This window comes from Allobrachymonas wangyanguii, assembly GCF_045055315.1.
In the GTDB taxonomy this organism is placed as follows: Bacteria; Pseudomonadota; Gammaproteobacteria; order Burkholderiales; family Burkholderiaceae_C; genus Brachymonas; species Brachymonas wangyanguii.
Genome location: NZ_CP173677.1, coordinates 1280503 through 1300560, shown reverse-complemented (window position 1 = coordinate 1300560; position 20058 = coordinate 1280503). Strand labels below are relative to the sequence as shown.

Genomic DNA, 20058 nt, shown 5'->3' with positions numbered 1-20058 from the left:
ACGACATGAAACTGCAAGCCAAGCACAAGAAGACCCTGATCATCGCCGGCCTGGCGCTGGCTGCGGCAGCTGCCGCCTACTACCTCTGGCATTCCAGCCAGCCGCAAGGCCCGGGCGAAGGCTTTGTCAGCGGCAATGGCCGCATCGAGGCGACCGAGCTCAATGCCAGCAGCAAGCTGCCGGGCCGCGTCACCGAAGTGCTGGTGAACGAAGGCGATTTTGTCAAGGCCGGCCAGCCGCTGGTGCGCATGGATATCGCTTCACTCAACGCCCAGCTGGATGAGGCACGCGCCTACCACCAGCAGGCGGTGACCGGTGTCAGCAATGCCCAGGCGATGTCCTCGCAGCGCAGCAGTGACGAGGCCGCCGCGCGTGCCGCCGTGGTCAGCGCCGAAAGCGATCTGGATGCCGCCCGGCGCAAGCTGCGCCGTACCGAAGTGCTGGCGCGTGAAGGCGCATCCTCGATGCAGGAACTGGATGACGACCGCGCGCGCGTGAAAGCGGCGCAGGCGCAGGTGAATGCCGCCAAGGCGCGCCAGGTGGCAGCCCAGGCCGCTACCGTGGCCTCGCGCACCCAGATCGACAGTGCCAGGTCGGCCGTCGATGCCGCCGCTGCCACCATGAAGCGCATCGAGACCGAGGTCGAAGACAGCGTGCTGGTGGCGCCGCGCGATGCCCGCGTGCAATACCGCATCGTGCAGCCGAACGAGGTGCTCGGGGCCGGTTCGCCCGCACTCAACATGATCGACCTGAACGATGTCTACATGACCTTCTTCATCCCGGAGCAGGTCGCCGGCCGCGTGGCGATTGGCAGCGAGGCGCGTATCGTGCTGGATGCGGCACCCGATTACCCGGTGCCGGCAAAGATCAGTTTTGTCGCCAGCTCGGCCCAGTTCACGCCCAAGACGGTAGAAACCGAAAGCGAGCGCCAGAAGCTGATGTTCCGCGTCAAGGCGCAGATTGCGCCTGAGCTGCTGCAACAGTATCCGCAACAGGTCAAGATCGGCCTGCCCGGCGTCGCCTGGATCAAGCTGGATCCGCAGGCTGAATGGCCAGCTTCGCTGACACCCAAGACCCGGCCATGAGCGGATCGGACCGTTCCGTCATCACGCTGGAGCAGGTCAGCCTGCGCTACAAGGACACGCTGGCGCTCGACGGCATCAGCCTGGAATTTCCCGCCGGCCGCATGATCGGCCTGATCGGGCCGGACGGCGTGGGCAAGTCCAGCCTGTTGGCACTGATCGCCGGCGCCCGTGCCATCCAGGACGGCTCGGTGCAAGTGCTGGGCGGCGACATGGCCAGCCAGCGCCATCGCAACCAGGTCTGCCCGGACATCGCCTACATGCCGCAAGGCCTGGGCAAAAACCTCTATCCGACGCTGTCGGTAGAAGAAAACCTGCAGTTCTTTGGCCGCCTGTTCGGCCATGGTGAAGCCGAACGGCGCCGCCGCGTCGACCAGCTGACGCAGGCCACCGGCCTCTACCAGTTCCTGCAGCGGCCGGCCGGCAAGCTGTCGGGCGGCATGAAGCAGAAGCTCGGCCTGTGCTGCGCGCTGATCCACGATCCGCGCCTGCTGATCCTGGACGAGCCGACGACCGGCGTGGACCCGCTGGCGCGCCGCCAGTTCTGGGACCTTATCGATACCATCCGCGCCGGTGGCCAGGACATGAGCGTGCTGGTGGCCACAGCCTATATGGATGAGGCCAGCCGCTTCGACTGGCTGGTGGCCATGGACGAGGGCCGCGTGCTGGCGACCGGCACACCGCAGGAACTGCTGCAGCGCACGGACACGGACAATCTGGAGGCCGCCTTTATCCAGCTGATGCCAGAAGACAAGCGCCAGGGCCATCGCGAAGTGGTGATTCCGCCGCTGCCCGAGGACGGCCAGGACGAGATCGCGATTGAAGCGAAAGACCTGACCATGCGCTTTGGCGATTTCACCGCGGTCGATCATGTGAACTTCCGCATCCGGCGCGGCGAGATCTTCGGCTTTCTCGGCTCCAACGGCTGCGGCAAGACCACCACCATGAAAATGCTGACCGGCCTGCTGGATGCCAGTGAAGGCCAGGCCTGGATTTTTGGTGATGCGGTCAACGCGCGTGACCTGGCCATCCGCCGCCGCGTCGGCTACATGTCGCAATCGTTTTCGCTCTATGGCGAGCTGACCGTGATGCAGAACATGGTGCTGCACGCACGCCTGTTCCAGGTGCCGGAAGACGAGATTCCGGCGCGCGTGCAGGAAAAACTGGCACGCTTCCAGCTGCTCGATGTCGTGGACGCCCTGCCCGACAGCCTGCCGATGGGCATGCGCCAGCGCCTGTCGCTGGCAGTGGCGCTGGTGCATAACCCGGAACTACTGATTCTGGACGAGCCAACCTCGGGCGTGGACCCGATTGCGCGCGACAACTTCTGGGAGCTGCTGGTCAGCCTGTCGCGCCAGGATCGCGTCACCATCTTCATCTCCACCCACTTCATGAACGAGGCAGAGCGCTGTGACCGCATGTCGATGATGCATGCCGGCAAGGTACTGGACAGTGACGTGCCGGCGCGGCTGGTAGAAAAACGTGGTGCCGCCTCACTGGAAGATGCGTTTATCGGCTACCTGCTTGAAGCCGGTGCCGACAGCGGCAGTCCGGCACCTGCAGCGACAAGCGACGTCGTCCCGACCGCAACGCCACCTGCCAGCGGCAAGCCCCGTCCGCAGCGCAGCTTCAGCCTACGCCGCCTGTTCAGCTATGCCCTGCGCGAATCGCTGGAGCTGCAGCGCGATCCGGTACGCGGCATCATGGCACTGTTTGGCAGCCTGCTGCTGATGGTCATCATTGGCTACGGCATCACCATGGATGTGGAAGACCTGCGATTTGCCGTGCTCGATCGGGATCAGACCGTGCTGAGCCAGAACTATGTCAACAACCTGTCCGGCTCGCGCTATTTCGAGGAAATGCCGCCGCTGCAGGATTACCGGCAACTGGACCAGGCGATGCGCGCCAACCAGATCACCATGGCGCTGGAAATTCCGTCCGGCTTCTCGCGCGACCTGCAGCGCGGCCAGCCGGTCAGCATCGCGGTCTGGATCGATGGCGCGATTCCGCAGCGCGCCGAAACCATCCAGGGCTATGTGCTGGGCATGCACCAGCAGTGGCTGACCCAGCTCAGCACCGAGCGCCTGGGCCGTGCGCCACAATCGACGATTCAGGTAGAAACGCGCTTCCGCTACAACCCGGACGTGAAAAGCCTGCCGGCCATGGTGCCAGCCGTCATGCCGCTGATGCTGCTGATGATTCCGGCCATGCTCGCTGCGCTCTCGGTCGTGCGCGAAAAGGAGATGGGCTCGATCATGAACCTGTACGTGACCCCGGTCACGCGTACCGAGTTCCTGCTGGGCAAGCAGCTGCCCTATATCGTGATGGGCATGGTCAGCTTCCTGCTGATGGCGCTGATGGCGGTGACGCTGTTTGACGTGCCAATCAAGGGCAGCTTCCTGACGCTGGCACTGGCCACCCTGCTGTTCGTGATCTTCTCGACCGGCCTGGGCCTGTTTGCCTCCATCTTCACACGCTCCCAGATTGCCGCGATTTTCATCACCATGCTGGTGACCATGCTGCCGGCCGTCAACTTCTCCGGACTGATGACCCCGGTCAGCTCGCTGGAAGGTGCTGGCCGCCTGATTGGCGAAAGCCATCCAGCCACCTATATGCTGCTGATCAGCCGAGGCGTATTCGGCAAGGCGCTGGATTTCACCGACCTGACATCGTCCTTCTGGCCGCTCGTGATCTGGGCACCACTGATCCTGCTGGTGTCTATCCTGTTGCTGAAAAAGCAGGAGCACTGAGATGCAGCTCGGCCACATCTTCCGCCTCGGCATCAAGGAATTCTGGAGCCTGCTGCGTGACCCGATCATGCTGGTGCTGATCATCTACTCGTTCACGCTGGCGATCTACACGGTGTCGCGCTCGGCCCCGGAAACGCTGAGCAAGGTGCCGATCGCCGTGGTGGACGAAGACCGCTCGCAGCTATCGGGCCGCATCATCTCCGGCCTGTTGCCCCCCTACTTCCTGCCGCCGCAGATCATCGAGATCCACGAAATGGATGCCGGCATGGATGCCGGCCGCTACACCTTCACGCTGAATATCCCGCCACACTTCCAGCGCGACGTGCTGGCGGGCCGGCAACCGGCGATCCAGCTCAACGTGGACGCCACGCGCATGAGCCAGGCCTTCAGCGGCAGCGGCTACGTGACGCAAATCGTGCACAGCGAGGTGGCCGAGTTCGTGCAGGGACACCGCGGCAGCACGCCGCTGCCCGTGCAGATCGAGCAACGCATGCGCTTCAACCCGACGCTGACGCAGACCTGGACGCTGGGCGTGATGGAGATCATCAACATCATCACCATGCTGTCCATCATCCTGACCGGGGCGGCGCTGATCCGCGAACGCGAGCATGGCACCATCGAACACCTGCTGGTGATGCCGGTGCGGCCGGTAGAGATCATGCTGTCCAAGGTCTGGTCGATGGCGGTAGTGGTGCTGTTGGCGACCGCCATGTCGATGGTGTTCGTGGTCCAGGGCTGGCTGCGCATTCCGATCGAGGGCTCGGTCTGGCTGTTCCTGGCGGTGGCAGCGCTGCACCTGTTTTCCACCACCTCGCTCGGGATTTTCCTGGCCACGGTGGCCCGCACCATGCCGCAGTTTGGCCTGCTGATGCTGCTGATCATGATGCCGCTGCAAATGCTGTCCGGCGCCAGCACGCCGCGCGAGAGCATGCCGGAGTTCGTGCAAAACGTGATGATGGTCGCGCCGACCACGCACTTTGTCTCGGCCAGCCAGGCGATTCTCTATCGCGGGGCCGGCTTCGATATCGTCTGGCCGCAGATGCTGGCACTGCTGGTGATCGGCAGCGTGCTGTTCATGCTGTCGCTGGCGCGATTCCGCAAGATGCTGAGCCAGATGGGCTGAGGCCGGCGCAAAACCGGCCTTGGCAATCAGCGGCTGCGCTTGCCGCGCCCGGCCGGGCTGCCGCTCTTGCTGTCCAGCCGCGGCTTGTTGCCACCCAGCGCCGGCTTGCCGGCTCCCTGGCTGCGCGGCGGCAGTCCGGTATGCTGCGTCAGCAGGCTGCCCTTGCGCGGCTGCCGGCGCGCCGTGGGCGCGGCCTCGGCCGTCTTGCCGGCCGGCGTGGAATTCGTGCGGCGCGGGCTCTGGTAGCTGCCATCGCTCATCGGCTGCCAGGTCGGGATCAGGTGCTGCTTGCCATTGCCGATCAGGTCCTGCCGGCCCATTGCCTTGAGCGCCTCGCGGAGCAGCGGCCAGTTGTTCGGATCGTGATATCGCAAGAAGGCCTTGTGCAGGCGGCGGCGGCGATCGCCCTTGACCACGTCCACGCTTTCGGCACGATCCGCATTCGGGCCATCCGGACGGTGGATGCCCTTGAGCGGGTTCAGCCGCGTGTGGTACATGGTGGTGGCCGTCGCCATCGGGCTCGGGTAGAAGGTCTGCACCTGGTCAGCACGGAAACCGTTGCGCTTGAGCCAGACCGCCAGGTTCATCATGTCCTCGTCGCTGGTGCCCGGGTGCGCCGCAATGAAGTACGGGATCAGGAACTGCTTCTTGCCGGCTTCGGCGTTGTACTTCTCGAACAGCTGCTTGAAGCGGTCATAGGTACCAATACCCGGCTTCATCATCTTGGACAGCGGGCCCTGCTCGGTGTGCTCCGGCGCAATCTTCAGGTAGCCACCCACGTGGTGCTGCACCAGCTCCTTGATGTACTCGGGCGATTTCACCGCCAGGTCGTAGCGCAAGCCGGAACCGATCAGCACCTTCTTCACGCCCGGCAGCTTGCGCGCACGCTTGTAGATGCTGATCAGCGGATCATGATCCGTATGCAGGTTCTGGCAGACGTCCGGGTAGACGCAGCTCGGCTTGCGGCAGGCGGCCTCGATCTCCTTGCTCTTGCAGCCGAGGCGATACATATTGGCGGTCGGGCCGCCCAGGTCGCTGACGACGCCGGTAAAGCCCTGCACCTTGTCGCGCATGTCTTCCAGCTCGCGGATGATGGAATCTTCGCTGCGGCTCTGGATGATGCGGCCTTCGTGCTCGGTGATGCTGCAGAAGGTACAGCCGCCAAAGCAGCCGCGCATGATGTTGACCGAGAAGCGGATCATCTCCCAGGCCGGGATCTTGGTGGCGCCGTCGTGGCGGCCATTTTCGTCGGCGTAGGACGGATGAGGGCTGCGCGCATACGGCAGGTCGAACACCCAGTCCATTTCCTCGGTCGTCAGCGGAATCGGGGGCGGTGTCAGCCAGACATCGCGCGCAGTCGTGCCCTCGCCATGCGCCTGCACCAGCGCGCGTGCATTGCCGGGGTTGGTTTCCAGGTGCAGCACCCGGTTGGCGTGCGCGTACAGCACCGGATCGGCCTTGACCTGCTCGTAGCTGGGCAGGCGGATCACGGTACGCTCGCGCGGCGGACGCTGCACGGCTTTCGAGGCCTCGCGCACGATGCGGATCGGCTGCACGGCCGGCTCTGGCGACGGCGCGGCGGCATCACAACTGGTGCCCTGCCCCGCGGCCTGCTCGCCGGTAGTCTGATAAGGGTTGACGTGTTCCTCGATACGGCCCGGCTGATCGACCTCGGTGGAATCGATCTCGAACCAGCCCTCGGGCGAGGAACGCATGACAAAGGCAGTGCCGCGCACATCGGTGATGCTGCTGACCGGCTCACGGCGCGCCAGGCGGTGCGCGACCTCGATCAGGGCACGCTCGGCATTGCCATAGAGCAGCAGGTCGCACTTGCTATCCACCACCATGCTGCGGCGCACCTTGTCGCTCCAGTAATCGTAATGGGCAATGCGGCGCAGGCTGCCTTCGATGCCGCCCAGCACAATAGGCACGTCCTTGTAGGCTTCACGGCAGCGCTGGCTGTAGACGATGGCGGCGCGATCGGGCCGCTTGCCGCCGATGTCGCCCGGCGTGTAGGCGTCATCGCTGCGGATCTTGCGGTCCGCCGTGTAGCGGTTGATCATGCTGTCCATGTTGCCGCCAGTCACGCCCCAGAACAGGTTGGGCTTGCCCAGCACCTTGAACGGTTCGGCGCTCTGCCAGTCGGGCTGCGCGATGATGCCGACGCGAAAACCCTGCGCCTCCAGCACGCGGCCAATCACCGCCATGCCAAAGCTCGGGTGATCAACATAAGCATCGCCGGTGACCAGGATGATGTCGCAGCTGTCCCAGCCGAGCTGCTCCATTTCGGCGCGGCTCATCGGCAGGAACGGGGCCGTGCCAAAGCGCCTGGCCCAGTACGGCTTGTAACTGGTCAAGGCTTGGGCAGAGGGAATACGGCTGGTGGGGGACGCCTCGCGGGCGCGGCTGGCATGCATGCCCGGGATTGTACCGGTGGGGGTATTTTCGCGCCAGCCATGCGTTGCCAGCCTTGCCGGATCTGTGGCTTAACGCGGATTCTCGAAGAACACCATGTTGCTGTAATCGCTGATCTCGAAGTAGACGCGTTTTTCATCGGCGTCAGCCACAAAGTTCAGGTTTTCATCCAGTACGCCGTAGCCGTAGCGGTAGTTGCGTGCATCGCCACTGCCGGTACCCAGCGTGGTGCTGATCTTGTCGACCTTGAGGAAGCGGCGCACCAGCTTGTCGCCAGCGTAGATTTCCAGCACGCCATTGGTACCGGTCCAGTTCTGCACCTCGCGGCCCAGCTTGTTCTGCTGTTCCTGGGTGCAGCCGGCCAGCAGTGCTGCGGCGACAGCCAGGGCCAGGGTGGCAGATCGCATCGTGATTTTCATGGGTGCTCCCCTGCCCTTACAGGCTGCGCTGGCGCAGGGCCTCGTACAGGCAGACACCGCTGGCAACCGAGACGTTCAGGCTCTCGACCGCGCCACGCATGGGCAGGTGCACCAGTTCGTCGCAGGTCTTGCGCGTGAGCTGGCGCATGCCGGGGCCTTCTGCGCCCAGCACCAGCGCCGTGGGCGTGCGCAAGTCCATCTGGTAGAGCGATTTGCCGGCATCGCCGCTGGTGCCAACGACCCAGATATTGCGTTCTTTCAGCTCGTTCAGCGTGCGCGCCAGATTCGTGACCATGTAGTACGGCACGGTATCGGCGGCACCGCTGGCGACCTTGGCCACGGTGGCGTTGATGCCGGCAGCGTGGTCCTTGGGCGCGATCACGGCGTGCACACCGGCACCATCGGCCACGCGCAGACAGGCACCCAGGTTGTGCGGATCGGTCACGCCGTCCAGCACCAGCAACAGCGGCGGCTCCTGCAGGGTGTCCAGCAGGTCATCCAGCGAGCGCTCCTGGCGGATCTCGCTGACACGCGCCACCACGCCCTGGTGGCCGTGGCTGCCGCACAGGCGCGACAGGCGCAGGCCATCGGCCTCGACCAGGGCGACTTTCGCCTCCTTGGCGCGCTCCAGAAACTGGCGCATGCGGGCATCGCGCCGGCTGGGATCAAAAAATACTTCTACCACCGATTGCGGCGCCATCTTGAGGCGCACGCCAACGGCATGGAAGCCAAAGACGATTTTGTGGGATGCGGACATGGGGAGATTATCGCCTGAAGGCAAGAAAAAACCGCATGGCTCCGGTAGCGGAAGCCATGCGGCGGATCAAGACATGCGTCCGGTCAGCGCGTTGTTACTTCCACTTCCACGCGGCGGTTGGGCTGCAGGCAGTCCACCAGCGCCTGGCGGGCGGTGTTGGCACACTGCACCACCGGCTGGCTTTCGCCCATGCCGACGGCCGTGATGTTGGCAGCCGGAATACCCTGGCTGATCAGGTAGCTGCGCACGGTCTCGGCACGGCGCTGCGACAGGCCCAGGTTGTAGCTGTCACTGCCCAGGCGGTCGGTGTGGCCCACCACGCGCATCTGCGCATCGGCACCGCGCGACTTGAGCGTCTCTGCCACGCGATCCAGCTCGGCACGGCCACCCAGGCGCCCAGAGCTTCGTTCCAGACTGACTTTTATGCCTTGTTCATATATGCCCCTCTTCAATCAACTATCGCAAACAAAAGGTTGTGACATCTAAAATTCCTTGCGAAATTGATACGCAAGGAATATAAATATTTTACATGTAGATAAATTTAGTTTAGATAAATATTCATGCAACATTAACACGGCATTTATTAAGACTTTTACATCTACTACCTCAGTCTAGCATTAGCGATTTCTTTCTGGTCACTTGCAGATCGGTAATATTTCACGAAACCTCTTCCTGTTACAAGCGCAACTACTCCTGCAGCCTCCCTCCTTCCAGGGCCAGCCTCCTGTCGCACAGCCCCGCCAGCTCCCGGTCATGTGTCACCAGCACCAGCGTCGTCCCCAGGTCCCTGTTCAGTTCCAGCATCAGCGCCATCACCCGCGCGCCAGTCGCATGGTCCAGGCTGCCCGTCGGCTCATCCGCCAGCAGCAGATCCGGACGCACCACAAACGCCCGCGCCAATGCCACACGCTGCTGTTCGCCCCCCGACATCAGCCGCGGATAATGCCCCTGGCGCGCAGCCAGCCCTACCCGCTCCAACATCGCCAGCGCCTGCTGCCGCGCATCCTTGCGCTGCTGCAACTCCAGCGGCAGCATCACGTTTTCCAGCGCCGTCAGGTTCGCCATCAGCTGGAAGTTCTGAAACACGAAACCCATCTTGCGTGCACGCAGCTCGGCGCGTGCATCTTCATCCCGCGCAAACAGGTCTTCGCCATCCACCAGCACGCTACCGGTACTCGGCACATCCAGCCCGGCCAGCAAGGACAGCAGCGTGCTCTTGCCCGATCCCGATGCGCCCACAATCGCCGTGGTGCTGCCACGCGCAATCTCGAAACTGATGTCCTGCAAAATCGTCAGCGGCCCGCCGGCATCGTCCACCGTTTTGCCCAACTGGCGGACGGAAAGCATGGCGCGCTGATCTGGTGTCGCGGGGGTCTGTTCTGGTCTCATGGGGTGGCCTTTATCTAAAACAGGGAAATTGCTGTACGAATCGTAGCAACCCCGGCTCACGCTGCAGCGCACAATGGAACTATTTCCCATCGCACCCATCCGAATGGACATGACTCCTGACAGCCACCATCTCCAACGTCGCCTGCTTCTGTCTGCCCTCGCTGCCGTCGGCCTGGCCGCGCCCTGGCAAGGCGTGCTCGCCGCCAGCCCGCGCAAGATCCTGGTCGTGGGCGATTCCCTCAGCGCCGAATACGGCCTGGCGCGCGGCACCGGCTGGGTCGCCCTGCTGCAAAAGCAGCTCGATGCCGACAAGGCCCAGGCGCAGATCCACAATGCCAGCATCAGCGGCGACACCAGCGCAGGCGGCCGCGCCCGTCTGCCGGCGCTGTTGCAGACGCACAAGCCCAAGCTCGTCGTCATCGAACTCGGCGCCAACGACGCCTTGCGCGGCCTGTCGCTCGACAAGACGCTGGACAACCTCGACAGCATGGTACACATGGCACGCCAGACTGGTGCCAAGGTGCTGCTGCTCGGCATCCAGGTACCACCTAACTACGGCGCCGACTACACGCGCCGCCTCACACAGGTCTACGACAAGATCGCCAAGGAGCGCAAGGTCGCGCTGGTGCCCTTCCTGCTCAAGGGCGTGGGCGATGCCGCCAACGCGCGCCAGTATTTCCAGGCCGATGGCATCCACCCCAATGCCACGGCACAGCCGATCATCATGCGCAATGTGCTGCCAGAGCTGAAAAAGGTACTGGCCACGGTACGCTGACCCACTCCACAAGCAAAAGGGGAGCACCCGGTTGGATGCTCCCCCTTTTGCATGGGATGGCTGCCCGCCAAGGCAGACAGCCAGTGCGATGCGCGATCAGCCCTTGTAGTTGGCCACGCCGTCGGTGATTTCCTTGGTCGCCTCGTCCAGGCCGCCCCAGCCCAGCACCTTGACCCACTTGCCCTTTTCCAGGTCCTTGTAGTGCTCGAAGAAGTGGGAGATGGTTTCCAGCGTCAGCGGGTTCAGGTCTTCCAGCTTGTTGATGTGGTTGTACTGCGGGCAAATCTTGGTGGTGGGCAGTGCCAGCACCTTGCCGTCCATGCCGGCCTCGTCTTCCATCTTCAGGATGCCCAGCGCACGGCAGGGAATCACCACGCCGGCCTGCAGCGGGAACGGCGTCATCACCAGCACGTCCACCGGGTCGCCGTCGCCGGACAGGGTTTGCGGCACGTAGCCGTAGTTGACCGGGTAGTGCATGGCGGTGGTCATGAAACGGTCCACGAACACGGCACCAGAGTCCTTGTCGACCTCGTACTTGACCGGAGCGGCATCAGCCGGAATCTCGATCACGACGTTGAAGGTCTCGGGCAGCTTGGAACCAGGGGTAACTTTGTCGAGGGACATGGGGTGCTCTCAGTGTTGGTGTGAAAAACGGTTACGAATCGCGCAGATTTTAACGCAGTCCGGGCGCTTTCCGGCATCCGGCAAACCCGTGCCCCGTCTGGCAAAGCATGCGACAATGACAGGCTAACTTGCGCGAAGTACCGCCTTCTTGCGCCATAGCGGCCTGATCCGCTCCGCATCGCGTGCCGCGCCCCTGCGCGCGCCCTTCCCGCATCCCCCAGACACTTCAAGATATATAAGGACTCCTCATGGAAGCAGAACGCATCAACGCCATTGGCACCACCCTGGCCGACCTCGCCGAGCGCGTGGACGACCTACGGGGGTATCTTTGACTACCCTGCCAAGGCAGAACGACTGAGAACCGTCAACGCCGGCCTCGAAGACCCGGCGGTCTGGAATGACCCGAAAAAGGCGCAGGAACTCGGCAAGGAAAAAAAGCAGCTCGACGGCGTCGTCGTGGTGCTGGATGAGCTGACCCAGGAAATTTCCGACAGCACCGAGCTGTACGAGATGGTCCAGGAAGAAGACGATGAGGACAGCCTGCTCGCCATCGAGGCCGATGCCGCTGCCATCACCGAGCGCGTGGAAGCGCTGGAATTCCGCCGCATGTTCGACCTGCCGGCCGACCCTAGCAACGCCTTCCTCGACATCCAGGCCGGCGCCGGCGGTACCGAGGCCTGCGACTGGGCCAGCATGCTGCTGCGCCAGTACGTACGCTACGCCGAACGCAAGGGCTTCAGCGTCGAGATCCAGGAAGAAACCCCGGGCGACGTCGCCGGCATCAAGAGTGCCAGCCTGAAGATCGATGGCGAATACGCCTTTGGCCTGCTGCGTACCGAAACCGGCGTGCACCGCCTGGTGCGCAAGTCGCCGTTCGACTCCTCCGGTGGCCGCCATACCAGCTTTGCCAGCGTGTTCGTCTACCCGGAAATCGATGACTCGATCGAAATCGACATCAACCCGGCCGACGTGCGCGTGGACACCTACCGCGCATCCGGTGCCGGTGGCCAGCACATCAACAAGACCGATTCCGCCGTGCGCCTGACGCACGTGCCGACCGGCATCGTGGTGCAGTGCCAGGACAGCCGCAGCCAGCACAGCAACCGTGACATGGCCTGGCAGCGCCTGCGTTCGCGCATGTACGAGCACGAAATGCGCAAGCGCATGGAAGAGCAGGAAAAGCTCGAATCCACCAAGAGCGATGTGGGCTGGGGCCACCAGATCCGCAGCTATGTGCTGGACAACAGCCGCATCAAGGACCTGCGCACCAACGTCGAGGTGAACAACACCCAGAAAGTGCTGGATGGCGATCTGGACGTGTTCATCGAAGCCTCCCTGAAGGCCAATGTGGGCAGCGCGTAAGCGCGCCACAGCAACCCGAGAACGAGAGAGATGTACCGAGAAGCCCAAACCCCCTCCCCCACGGTCTACCGCCAGGATTACGCCTCCCCGGCGTTCTGGATCGACCATGTGGACCTGACCTTCGACCTGGATCCGGTCAAGACGCGCGTGCTCAACCGCATGACGCTGCGCCGCAATCCCGATGTGCCGCAGCAGCCGCTGCGCCTGGACGGCGAGGCACTCAACCTGGCGCGCGTGCTGGTCAACGACCAGGGCTGCTCCTTCAAGCTGGACGGTGACCAGCTGGTGCTGGAAAACCTGCCCGAAGGCAACGATCCGATCGCGCTGGAAATCTTCACCACCTGCAACCCCAGCAAGAACACCGAGCTGATGGGCCTGTACACCAGCCAGGGCTGCTTCTTCACGCAGTGCGAAGCCCAGGGCTTCCGCCGTATCACCTACTTCCTGGATCGCCCGGACGTGATGGCCACCTACAAGGTGACGCTGCGCGCCAGCCAGGTCGATTACCCGGTGCTGCTGTCCAACGGCAACCTGCTGGAACAGGGCACGCTGGACGACGGCCGCCACTACGCCGTATGGGAAGACCCGTTCCGCAAGCCGAGCTACCTATTTGCGCTGGTCGCCGGCAAGCTGGTCGCGCGCGAGCAGCGCATCCGCACGCGTGATGGCCAGGAGCACCTGCTGCAGGTCTACGTACGCCCGGGTGACCTGGACCAGACCGAGCACGCCATGCGCTCGCTGCAGAACGCCATCGCCTGGGACGAAGCGCGCTTCGGCCTCAAGCTGGATCTGGAGCGCTTCATGATCGTGGCCACCAGCGATTTCAACGCCGGCGCCATGGAAAACAAGGGCCTGAACATCTTCAACACCAAGTATGTGCTGGCCAAGCCCTCAACCGCCACCGATGCCGATTTTGACGGTATCGAAAGCGTGATCGGCCACGAATACTTCCACAACTGGACTGGCAACCGCATCACCTGCCGCGACTGGTTCCAGTTGAGCCTGAAGGAAGGCCTGACCGTCTTCCGTGACCAGGAATTCAGCGAAGACCTGGCGCATACGCCCAGCGCGCGCGCCGTTTGCCGCATCGGCAATGTGCGCGTGCTGCGCAGCCACCAGTTCAGCGAAGACGCCGGCCCGATGGCACACCCGGTGCGCCCGGACCAGTACCAGGAGATCTCCAACTTCTACACCGCCACCGTGTACGAGAAGGGAGCCGAGGTCGTGCGCATGGTTCAGACCCTGGTCGGCCGTGACGGTTTCCGCCGCGGCATGGATCTGTACTTCGAGCGCCACGACGGCCAGGCCGTCACCTGCGACGACTTTGCCCAGGCCATGGCCGATGCCAACCCGGACAGCGCGCTGGCACAGCAGTTGGACGTCTTCAAGCGCTGGTACAGCCAGTCCGGCACGCCGCGCCTGCAGGCCAATGGCCAGTTCGATGCCGCCAGCGGCACGTACACGTTGACGCTGCGCCAGTCCTGCCCGGCCACGCCCGGCCAGGCCAGCAAGCAGCCCTTCCTGATCCCGGTGCGCATGGGCCTGATCGATGCCAGCGGCCAGCCAGTGCCGCTACAGCTGGAAGGTGATACCGATGCCCCGCTGGAGCGCGTGCTGGTGCTGACCGAGGCCGAGCAACAGTTCCGCTTTACCGGCCTGACCGCCGCGCCCACGCCTTCGCTGCTGCGCCAGTTTTCCGCGCCGGTACAGCTGGAAGTGGAAGGTGAAGACGCCGCCAGCCAGCTGCACCTGCTGGCCCACGACAGTGATGCCTTCAACCGCTGGGAAGCCGCGCAACGCCTGATCATGCGCCAGATCCTGGCTGCCATACGCGCCGATGGTGAGGTGACCGAGGTACTGGACAGCGGCACGCTGGACGCGCTGCGAACCGTGCTGCTGCACCCGGAACTGGATCCGGCCTTCCAGCACCTGCTGCTGGGCATGCCGTCCGAGCACGAAATCGCCGAACAGCTGGATGTGGTGAATCCGCAGCGCATCCAGCAAGTCAGCGAAGCCCTGCGCCAGCAGATCGCCCATGCGCTGGCCGGTGAATGGGAAGCGCTGTGGCACGCGCACCAGGATACCGGCGCCTACCGCCTGGACCCTGTCAGCGTTGGCCGCCGTGCGCTGGCCAATCTGGCGCTGCAAAACCTGTGCCGCGCCGCCGCCGACCATGGCGACAGCGTCTGGCCGGGCAAGGCCTACCAGCGCAGCAAGGATGCCGGCAACATGACCGATCGCATCGGCGCACTGCAGGCACTGCTGCAGGCACGCAGCCCGCTGGCACAGCCGGCGCTGGAGCGCTTCTACCAGCAGTTCCAGGGCGAACAGCTGGTGGTGGACAAGTGGTTTGCCATGCAGGCCACGCGCAGCGATGCCAGCGGCGACGTACTGCCGCAGGTGCGCCAGCTGATGCAGCACCCGGCCTTCCAGCTGACCAATCCGAACCGCGTGCGCAGCCTGGTCTCTGCCTTCTGCCACGGCAACCCCGGCGCCTTCCACCGCCGCGATGCCGCCGGCTACGTGTTCTGGGCCGATCAGGTGCTGGCACTTGATGCCATCAACACCCAGATCGCAGCCCGCCTGGCACGTGCCATGGACCACTGGAAACGCCTGGCCGAGCCCTACCGCACCGCCGCTGGCGAAGCCATCCGCCGCGTCGCTGGCAAGAAGGAGCTGAGCCCGGATGTGCGTGAAGTGGTGGAGCGCGCGCTGGCAGACTGATGCCTGCAGCTTGCCCTTGCCTGCCTGGCAGGGGCAAGTCGCCATCCCCATAGGCAAATAAAAAGAGCCTGTGCAGCCAAGCTGCCAGGCTCTTCTTCTATGTGCTACCTGTCAGGCAGGCGGCGCGCAGTGATCAGCGGCGACGGTAGGCCGGAGCACTACCACCAGTGCGCGGCTCCAGACGACGGAAAGTGATGCGGCCCTTGTTCAGGTCGTAGGGCGACAGCTCCAGGGACACGGTATCACCCGCCAGAATACGGATGTGGTGCTTGCGCATCTTGCCGCTGGAGTACGCCACGATGGGGTGGCCGTTTTCCAGGGTCACGCGGTAACGGGAGTCGGGCAGCACTTCGTCCACGACACCTTGCATTTCAATCAGCTCTTCCTTGGCCATGAGATTCTCCTGTATTGGTTTCATACGGCTGCTGTGTGGGCACCGGCGGGATGACCGGCTGTGCCTGGCGGCCTGGTGGGCCGAAAATTCACACGCAATCAGAAACCACAGAGGAAAACGCCGCCGCCGCGGGCTTCAGCGGGATGCTGGCCTGCAGGTGTTGGCATGGTGAAGAAACCTCTCAGCCTGTGAACACCGCTGCCGGAACGGGCTGGCGCGGGATCTGGCAGCAGATGCCAGAGGCTGTACAACTGTGGCTGCTTGCGGAAGTAAATGAATGCAGCAGCAAAAATTGGATTTTACAACTTTATTCTGGCTACGTCAAGGGTTATCCCTTGACCGGCACGCCACCGCGCGCTACCCGTCCCGTGCTGGCAACGGCAGCCACCGGCTTCCCTATAATCTCGGGATCACTGACTTTTTTCGTATCGAGACGACCATGCCCTCCCGTAATATCAGCCTGACCCGCTATCTTGTCGAACAACAGCGCCTGGACGGCCGCATCCCCGGCGAGCTGCGCCTGCTGCTGGAAGTGGTGGCGCGTGCCTGCAAGCGCATCAGCTTTGCCGTGAACAAGGGCGCGCTGGGCGAGGTGCTGGGCACCGCCGGCAGCGAAAACGTACAGGGTGAGGTGCAGAAAAAGCTGGACATCATCGCCAACGAGGTGCTGATCGAGGCCAACGAATGGGGTGGCCACCTGGCCGCCATGGCGTCCGAGGAGATGGACGGCATCTACCTGGTGCCCAACCGCTACCCGCACGGTGAATACCTGCTGATGTTCGATCCGCTGGACGGCTCCAGCAACATCGATGTGAACGTGAGCATCGGCACCATCTTCAGCGTGTTCAGGAAAGATCCCAGCCACGATGGCGTGAGCGAGGCCGACTTCATGCAGCCGGGCCGCCAGCAGGTTGCCGCCGGCTACTGCGTCTATGGCCCGCAAACCACCCTGGTGCTGACGGTGGGCGATGGCGTGGCCATGTTCACGCTGGACCGCGAGCTGGGCAGCTTTGTGCTGACGCAGGAAAACGTGCGCATCCCGGAAGACACGAAAGAGTTTTCCATCAACATGAGCAATATGCGCCACTGGGCGCCGCCGGTGCGCCGCTATATCGACGAGTGCCTGGCCGGCGAGGAAGGCCCGCGCGGCAAGAACTTCAACATGCGCTGGATTGCCAGCATGGTGGCCGACGTGCACCGCATCCTGACGCGCGGCGGCATCTTCATGTACCCCTGGGACAAGCGCGAGCCGAACAAGCCGGGCAAGCTGCGCCTGCTGTACGAGGCCAATCCGATGTCCTGGCTGATCGAACAGGCGGGTGGTGCTGCCAGCACCGGCACGCAGCGTATCCTGGATGTGCAACCCACGCAGCTGCATGAGCGCGTGAGCGTGATCCTGGGCAGCAAGAATGAGGTGGAGCGTGTGGCGCAGTACCACCAGGAAGCTGCCGGTGAATAAGCCGCCTCTTCCCAGCTGGCACAGTCAGCGGGGATGACAACAACAAGGCCACCCGAGGGTGGCCTTGTTGTTGCTTGCGCAGTTCAGGCGACAGATTCAGCCTGCCGCCTGTCTCACCGGATCAGTAGGTATCACCCAGCTGACCCAGGATCGCCGGGTTCTCCAGCGTGGAGGTGTCCTGCGTGATCTCCTCGCCCTTGGCCAGGCTGCGCAGCAGGCGGCGCATGATCTTGCCGGACCGGGTCTTGGGCAGGTTGTCGCCAAAGCGGATGTCCTTGGGCTTGGCGATCGGGCCGATTTCGTGGGCGACCCAGTCACGCAGTTCCTTGGCAATGCGCTTCGCAGATTCGTCATCTGCCGGGCGACCCTGCTTCAGCACCACGAAGGCGCAGATGGCTTCGCCGGACACTTCGTCGGGACGGCCCACCACGGCAGCTTCTGCCACCAGGTCGGACTTGGCCACCAGGCAGGATTCGATTTCCATGGTACCCATGCGGTGGCCGGACACGTTCAGCACGTCGTCGATACGGCCGGTGATGCGGAAGTAGCCACGGTCTTCGCTGCGCACGGCACCGTCGCCTGCCAGGTAGTAGCCGCCCAGCTCTTCAGGGAAGTAGCTCTTCTTGAAGCGCTCGGGATCACCGTAGACGTTACGGATCATGCTCGGCCACGGACGCTTGATCACCAGGATACCGCCAGCACCGTTGGGCATGTCCTGACCGGACTCGTCCACGATGGCGACCTGCACACCCGGAATCGGCAGCGTGCAGGAACCCGGCACCAGCGGCGTGGCACCCGGCAGCGGCGTGAGCACGTGCGAACCGGTTTCGGTCTGCCAGAAGGTATCCACGATCGGGCAGCGTTCGCCACCAACGTTCTTGTAGTACCACATCCAGGCTTCGGGGTTGATCGGTTCGCCCACGCTGCCCAGGATACGCAGGCTGGACAGGTCAAACTGGTTGGGATGCACGGACGGATCATTGTCGGACATCTTGATCAGCGAACGGATGGCCGTGGGTGCCGTGTAGAAGATGGTGACCTTGTGATCCTGGATCATCTTCCAGAAGCGGCTGGCATTGGGGTACGTGGGCACGCCCTCGAACACCACCTGGGTGGCGCCGGCAGCCAGCGGACCGTAGGCAATATAGGTGTGGCCAGTGATCCAGCCGATGTCAGCGGTACACCAGAACACGTCATCCGGACGGATGTCGAAAGTCCAGTGCATGGTCAGGTTGGCACCCAGGATATAGCCGCCGGTGCTGTGCTGCACACCCTTGGGCGTGCCGGTAGAGCCGGAGGTGTACAGGACGAACAGCGGGTGCTCGGCCTCGACGGATTCAGGCACACACTCGGTGCTCTGGCCTTCCAGCACCTGGGAGAAAGTCTTGTCGCGGCCTTCGACCATGTTGCACTTGGTGGGGGTGCGCTCGAACACCAGCACGCTCTTGACGCAATCGGTGCCCTTTTCCTGCAGGGCTTCGTCGACGATGGCCTTCAGGGGCAGTTCCTTGCCGCCGCGCATCTGGTAGTTGGCGGTAACCACGCACACGGCGCCAGCGTCAACGATACGCTCCTGCACCGCCTTGGAGGAGAAGCCGCCAAATACCACGGAGTGGGTGGCGCCGATACGGGCACAAGCCTGCATGGCCACGATGCCCTCGATCGTCATCGGCATGTAGATGATGACGCGATCGCCCTTCTTGACGCCTTCGGCCTTGAGCGCGTTGGCAAACTGGCTGACGCGGGCCAGCAGTTCCTTGTAGGTCACCTTGGTCACTTCGCCGCCGTCGGCCTCGAAGATGATGGCGGTCTTGTTCTCGACCGGGGTGCCCATGTGCTTGTCCAGGCAGTTGGCGGAAGCATTCAGCTCGCCGTCTTCAAACCACTTGAAGAAAGGCGCTTCGGATTCATTCAGGACCTTGGTGAAGGGCTTGTCCCAGACCACGTATTCCTTGGCCAGGCGTGCCCAGAAACCTTCATAGTCCTTCTCGGCCTCGTCGCACAGGGCCTGGTAGGCCTCCATGCCCTTGATACGGGCGCCAGCCATGGTGGCTTCGGACGGGGGGAATACACGGTTTTCAACCAAAACCGATTCAATTGCACCGGGTTGTGCTGTCATGCTTGTCTCCTGGACAGTGGGTTTTCCTTGGTGATTTTCCTGGCGATGCGTTTTTGCCAGCATCTGCCTAGACGAGAATAGTAACACTTGGCAAGTGTCCTGCCCATGACATTCATCAGCTTCGTGAACCGTGATAACCCTAGTTGCACAAGGGCTGAGATTTCATGGCAAAGCCTTATGCGAAACAGGGCTTGCCCGGCAAATGCCGGCTGGTCGCTACAATTCCCGCATCGAAGCCGCCACGGCGGCTCCCCTACTGACTGAATGAAAAGGAATACGACATGACACGCATGGTTCAATGCATCAAGCTGGGCAAGGAAGCCGAAGGTCTGGCACGTGCGCCCTACCCCGGTGAACTGGGCCAGCGCATTTTTGACAGCGTCAGCAAGGAAGCCTGGATGGACTGGCTGCGCCACCAGACCATGCTGGTCAACGAAAACCGCCTGAACCTGGCCGACGCCCGCGCCCGCCAGTACCTGGCTCGCCAGATGGAAAACCATTTCTTTGGCGCCGGTGCCGACCAGGCTGCCGGCTACGTGCCGCCGCAGGCCTGATCCTTTCTCTTTCGTGCCGCATGCGCTGACGATTTTCGCGCCGGGGCAGACTGCCCTGCCGCCACTCGCGCATGTCCGTACGGAACATCCGGGCAGCCGGCAACTGGTCTGG

The 20058-nt window shown here is 63.4% G+C and carries 16 protein-coding genes; 8 read left to right on the top strand and 8 right to left on the bottom strand.

The window, feature by feature from the left end:
- Nucleotides 1-5 precede the first annotated feature (5 nt).
- The 3 genes from ACI3EV_RS06330 to ACI3EV_RS06320 are packed head-to-tail and all read left to right on the top strand — an operon-like array spanning nucleotide 6 to nucleotide 4955.
- The gene (locus tag ACI3EV_RS06330; RefSeq protein WP_337691087.1) at nucleotides 6-1085 is read left to right on the top strand and encodes an HlyD family efflux transporter periplasmic adaptor subunit; all 1080 of its coding nucleotides are present in this window, start codon (nucleotides 6-8) and stop codon (nucleotides 1083-1085) included.
- Nucleotides 1082-3832 (top strand): ribosome-associated ATPase/putative transporter RbbA, encoded by a 2751-nt coding sequence (gene rbbA / locus ACI3EV_RS06325; RefSeq protein WP_337691085.1) that lies wholly within the window; start codon nucleotides 1082-1084, stop codon nucleotides 3830-3832. Before ACI3EV_RS06330 ends, rbbA begins: the two co-directional genes overlap by 4 nt.
- Nucleotide 3833: 1 nt before the next feature.
- Nucleotides 3834-4955 carry an ABC transporter permease gene (locus tag ACI3EV_RS06320; protein ID WP_337691082.1) on the top strand — a complete coding sequence of 374 codons (1122 nt, stop codon included), beginning with the start codon at nucleotides 3834-3836 and terminating at the stop codon, nucleotides 4953-4955.
- Nucleotides 4956-4981: 26 nt separating this feature from the next.
- Here ACI3EV_RS06320 and ACI3EV_RS06315 read toward each other — a convergent pair whose 3' ends face one another.
- The 5 genes from ACI3EV_RS06315 to ACI3EV_RS06295 form a co-directional block, all read right to left on the bottom strand.
- Nucleotides 4982-7372 carry a YgiQ family radical SAM protein gene (locus ACI3EV_RS06315; protein ID WP_337691081.1) on the bottom strand — a complete coding sequence of 797 codons (2391 nt, stop codon included), beginning with the start codon at nucleotides 7370-7372 and terminating at the stop codon, nucleotides 4982-4984.
- Nucleotides 7373-7441: 69 nt separating this feature from the next.
- Complete coding sequence (locus tag ACI3EV_RS06310; protein ID WP_337691079.1) at nucleotides 7442-7777, bottom strand: hypothetical protein; 336 nt, start codon at nucleotides 7775-7777, stop codon at nucleotides 7442-7444.
- A gap of 28 nt (nucleotides 7778-7805) precedes the next feature.
- Nucleotides 7806-8546 (bottom strand): 23S rRNA (guanosine(2251)-2'-O)-methyltransferase RlmB, encoded by a 741-nt coding sequence (gene rlmB, locus ACI3EV_RS06305; protein WP_329771240.1) that lies wholly within the window; start codon nucleotides 8544-8546, stop codon nucleotides 7806-7808.
- A gap of 83 nt (nucleotides 8547-8629) precedes the next feature.
- Nucleotides 8630-8911, bottom strand: coding sequence for an OmpA family protein (locus ACI3EV_RS06300; RefSeq protein WP_405197973.1), 282 nt, complete (start codon nucleotides 8909-8911; stop codon nucleotides 8630-8632).
- 322 nt (nucleotides 8912-9233) lie between these two features.
- Nucleotides 9234-9893 carry an ABC transporter ATP-binding protein gene (locus ACI3EV_RS06295; protein WP_329771693.1) on the bottom strand — a complete coding sequence of 220 codons (660 nt, stop codon included), beginning with the start codon at nucleotides 9891-9893 and terminating at the stop codon, nucleotides 9234-9236.
- Between the two features lie 151 nt (nucleotides 9894-10044).
- On the opposite strand from ACI3EV_RS06295, the gene ACI3EV_RS06290 reads away from it, so the two are divergent.
- The gene (locus ACI3EV_RS06290; RefSeq protein ID WP_329771694.1) at nucleotides 10045-10710 is read left to right on the top strand and encodes an arylesterase; all 666 of its coding nucleotides are present in this window, start codon (nucleotides 10045-10047) and stop codon (nucleotides 10708-10710) included.
- A gap of 96 nt (nucleotides 10711-10806) precedes the next feature.
- On the opposite strand, the gene ppa is transcribed toward ACI3EV_RS06290, so the two are convergent.
- Nucleotides 10807-11334: an inorganic diphosphatase gene (ppa, locus tag ACI3EV_RS06285; RefSeq protein ID WP_329771696.1), complete on the bottom strand. Its 528-nt coding sequence runs from the start codon at nucleotides 11332-11334 to the stop codon at nucleotides 10807-10809.
- 248 nt (nucleotides 11335-11582) lie between these two features.
- On the opposite strand from ppa, the gene prfB reads away from it, so the two are divergent.
- A protein-coding gene (gene prfB / locus ACI3EV_RS06280; RefSeq protein WP_337691071.1) for a peptide chain release factor 2 occupies nucleotides 11583-12696 on the top strand; the annotation gives its coding sequence in 2 pieces (ribosomal slippage) (nucleotides 11583-11663 and nucleotides 11665-12696; 1113 coding nt in all).
- Between the two features lie 30 nt (nucleotides 12697-12726).
- Nucleotides 12727-15420 carry an aminopeptidase N gene (gene pepN, locus ACI3EV_RS06275; protein WP_337691070.1) on the top strand — a complete coding sequence of 898 codons (2694 nt, stop codon included), beginning with the start codon at nucleotides 12727-12729 and terminating at the stop codon, nucleotides 15418-15420.
- A gap of 133 nt (nucleotides 15421-15553) precedes the next feature.
- On the opposite strand, the gene infA is transcribed toward pepN, so the two are convergent.
- On the bottom strand, nucleotides 15554-15814 hold the full coding sequence (gene infA, locus ACI3EV_RS06270; protein WP_329771701.1) for a translation initiation factor IF-1: 261 nt from the start codon (nucleotides 15812-15814) through the stop codon (nucleotides 15554-15556).
- Between the two features lie 439 nt (nucleotides 15815-16253).
- Between infA and ACI3EV_RS06265 the strand changes: the two genes are divergently transcribed.
- The gene (locus ACI3EV_RS06265) at nucleotides 16254-17273 is read left to right on the top strand and encodes a class 1 fructose-bisphosphatase (protein WP_337691067.1); all 1020 of its coding nucleotides are present in this window, start codon (nucleotides 16254-16256) and stop codon (nucleotides 17271-17273) included.
- Nucleotides 17274-17394: 121 nt separating this feature from the next.
- On the opposite strand, the gene acs is transcribed toward ACI3EV_RS06265, so the two are convergent.
- Nucleotides 17395-19392, bottom strand: a complete 1998-nt coding sequence (gene acs / locus ACI3EV_RS06260) for an acetate--CoA ligase (RefSeq protein WP_337691065.1) — start codon at nucleotides 19390-19392, stop codon at nucleotides 17395-17397.
- A 281-nt stretch (nucleotides 19393-19673) separates the two neighbouring features.
- On the opposite strand from acs, the gene ACI3EV_RS06255 reads away from it, so the two are divergent.
- Nucleotides 19674-19946 carry an oxidative damage protection protein gene (locus ACI3EV_RS06255; protein ID WP_329771705.1) on the top strand — a complete coding sequence of 91 codons (273 nt, stop codon included), beginning with the start codon at nucleotides 19674-19676 and terminating at the stop codon, nucleotides 19944-19946.
- Nucleotides 19947-20058 lie beyond the last annotated feature (112 nt).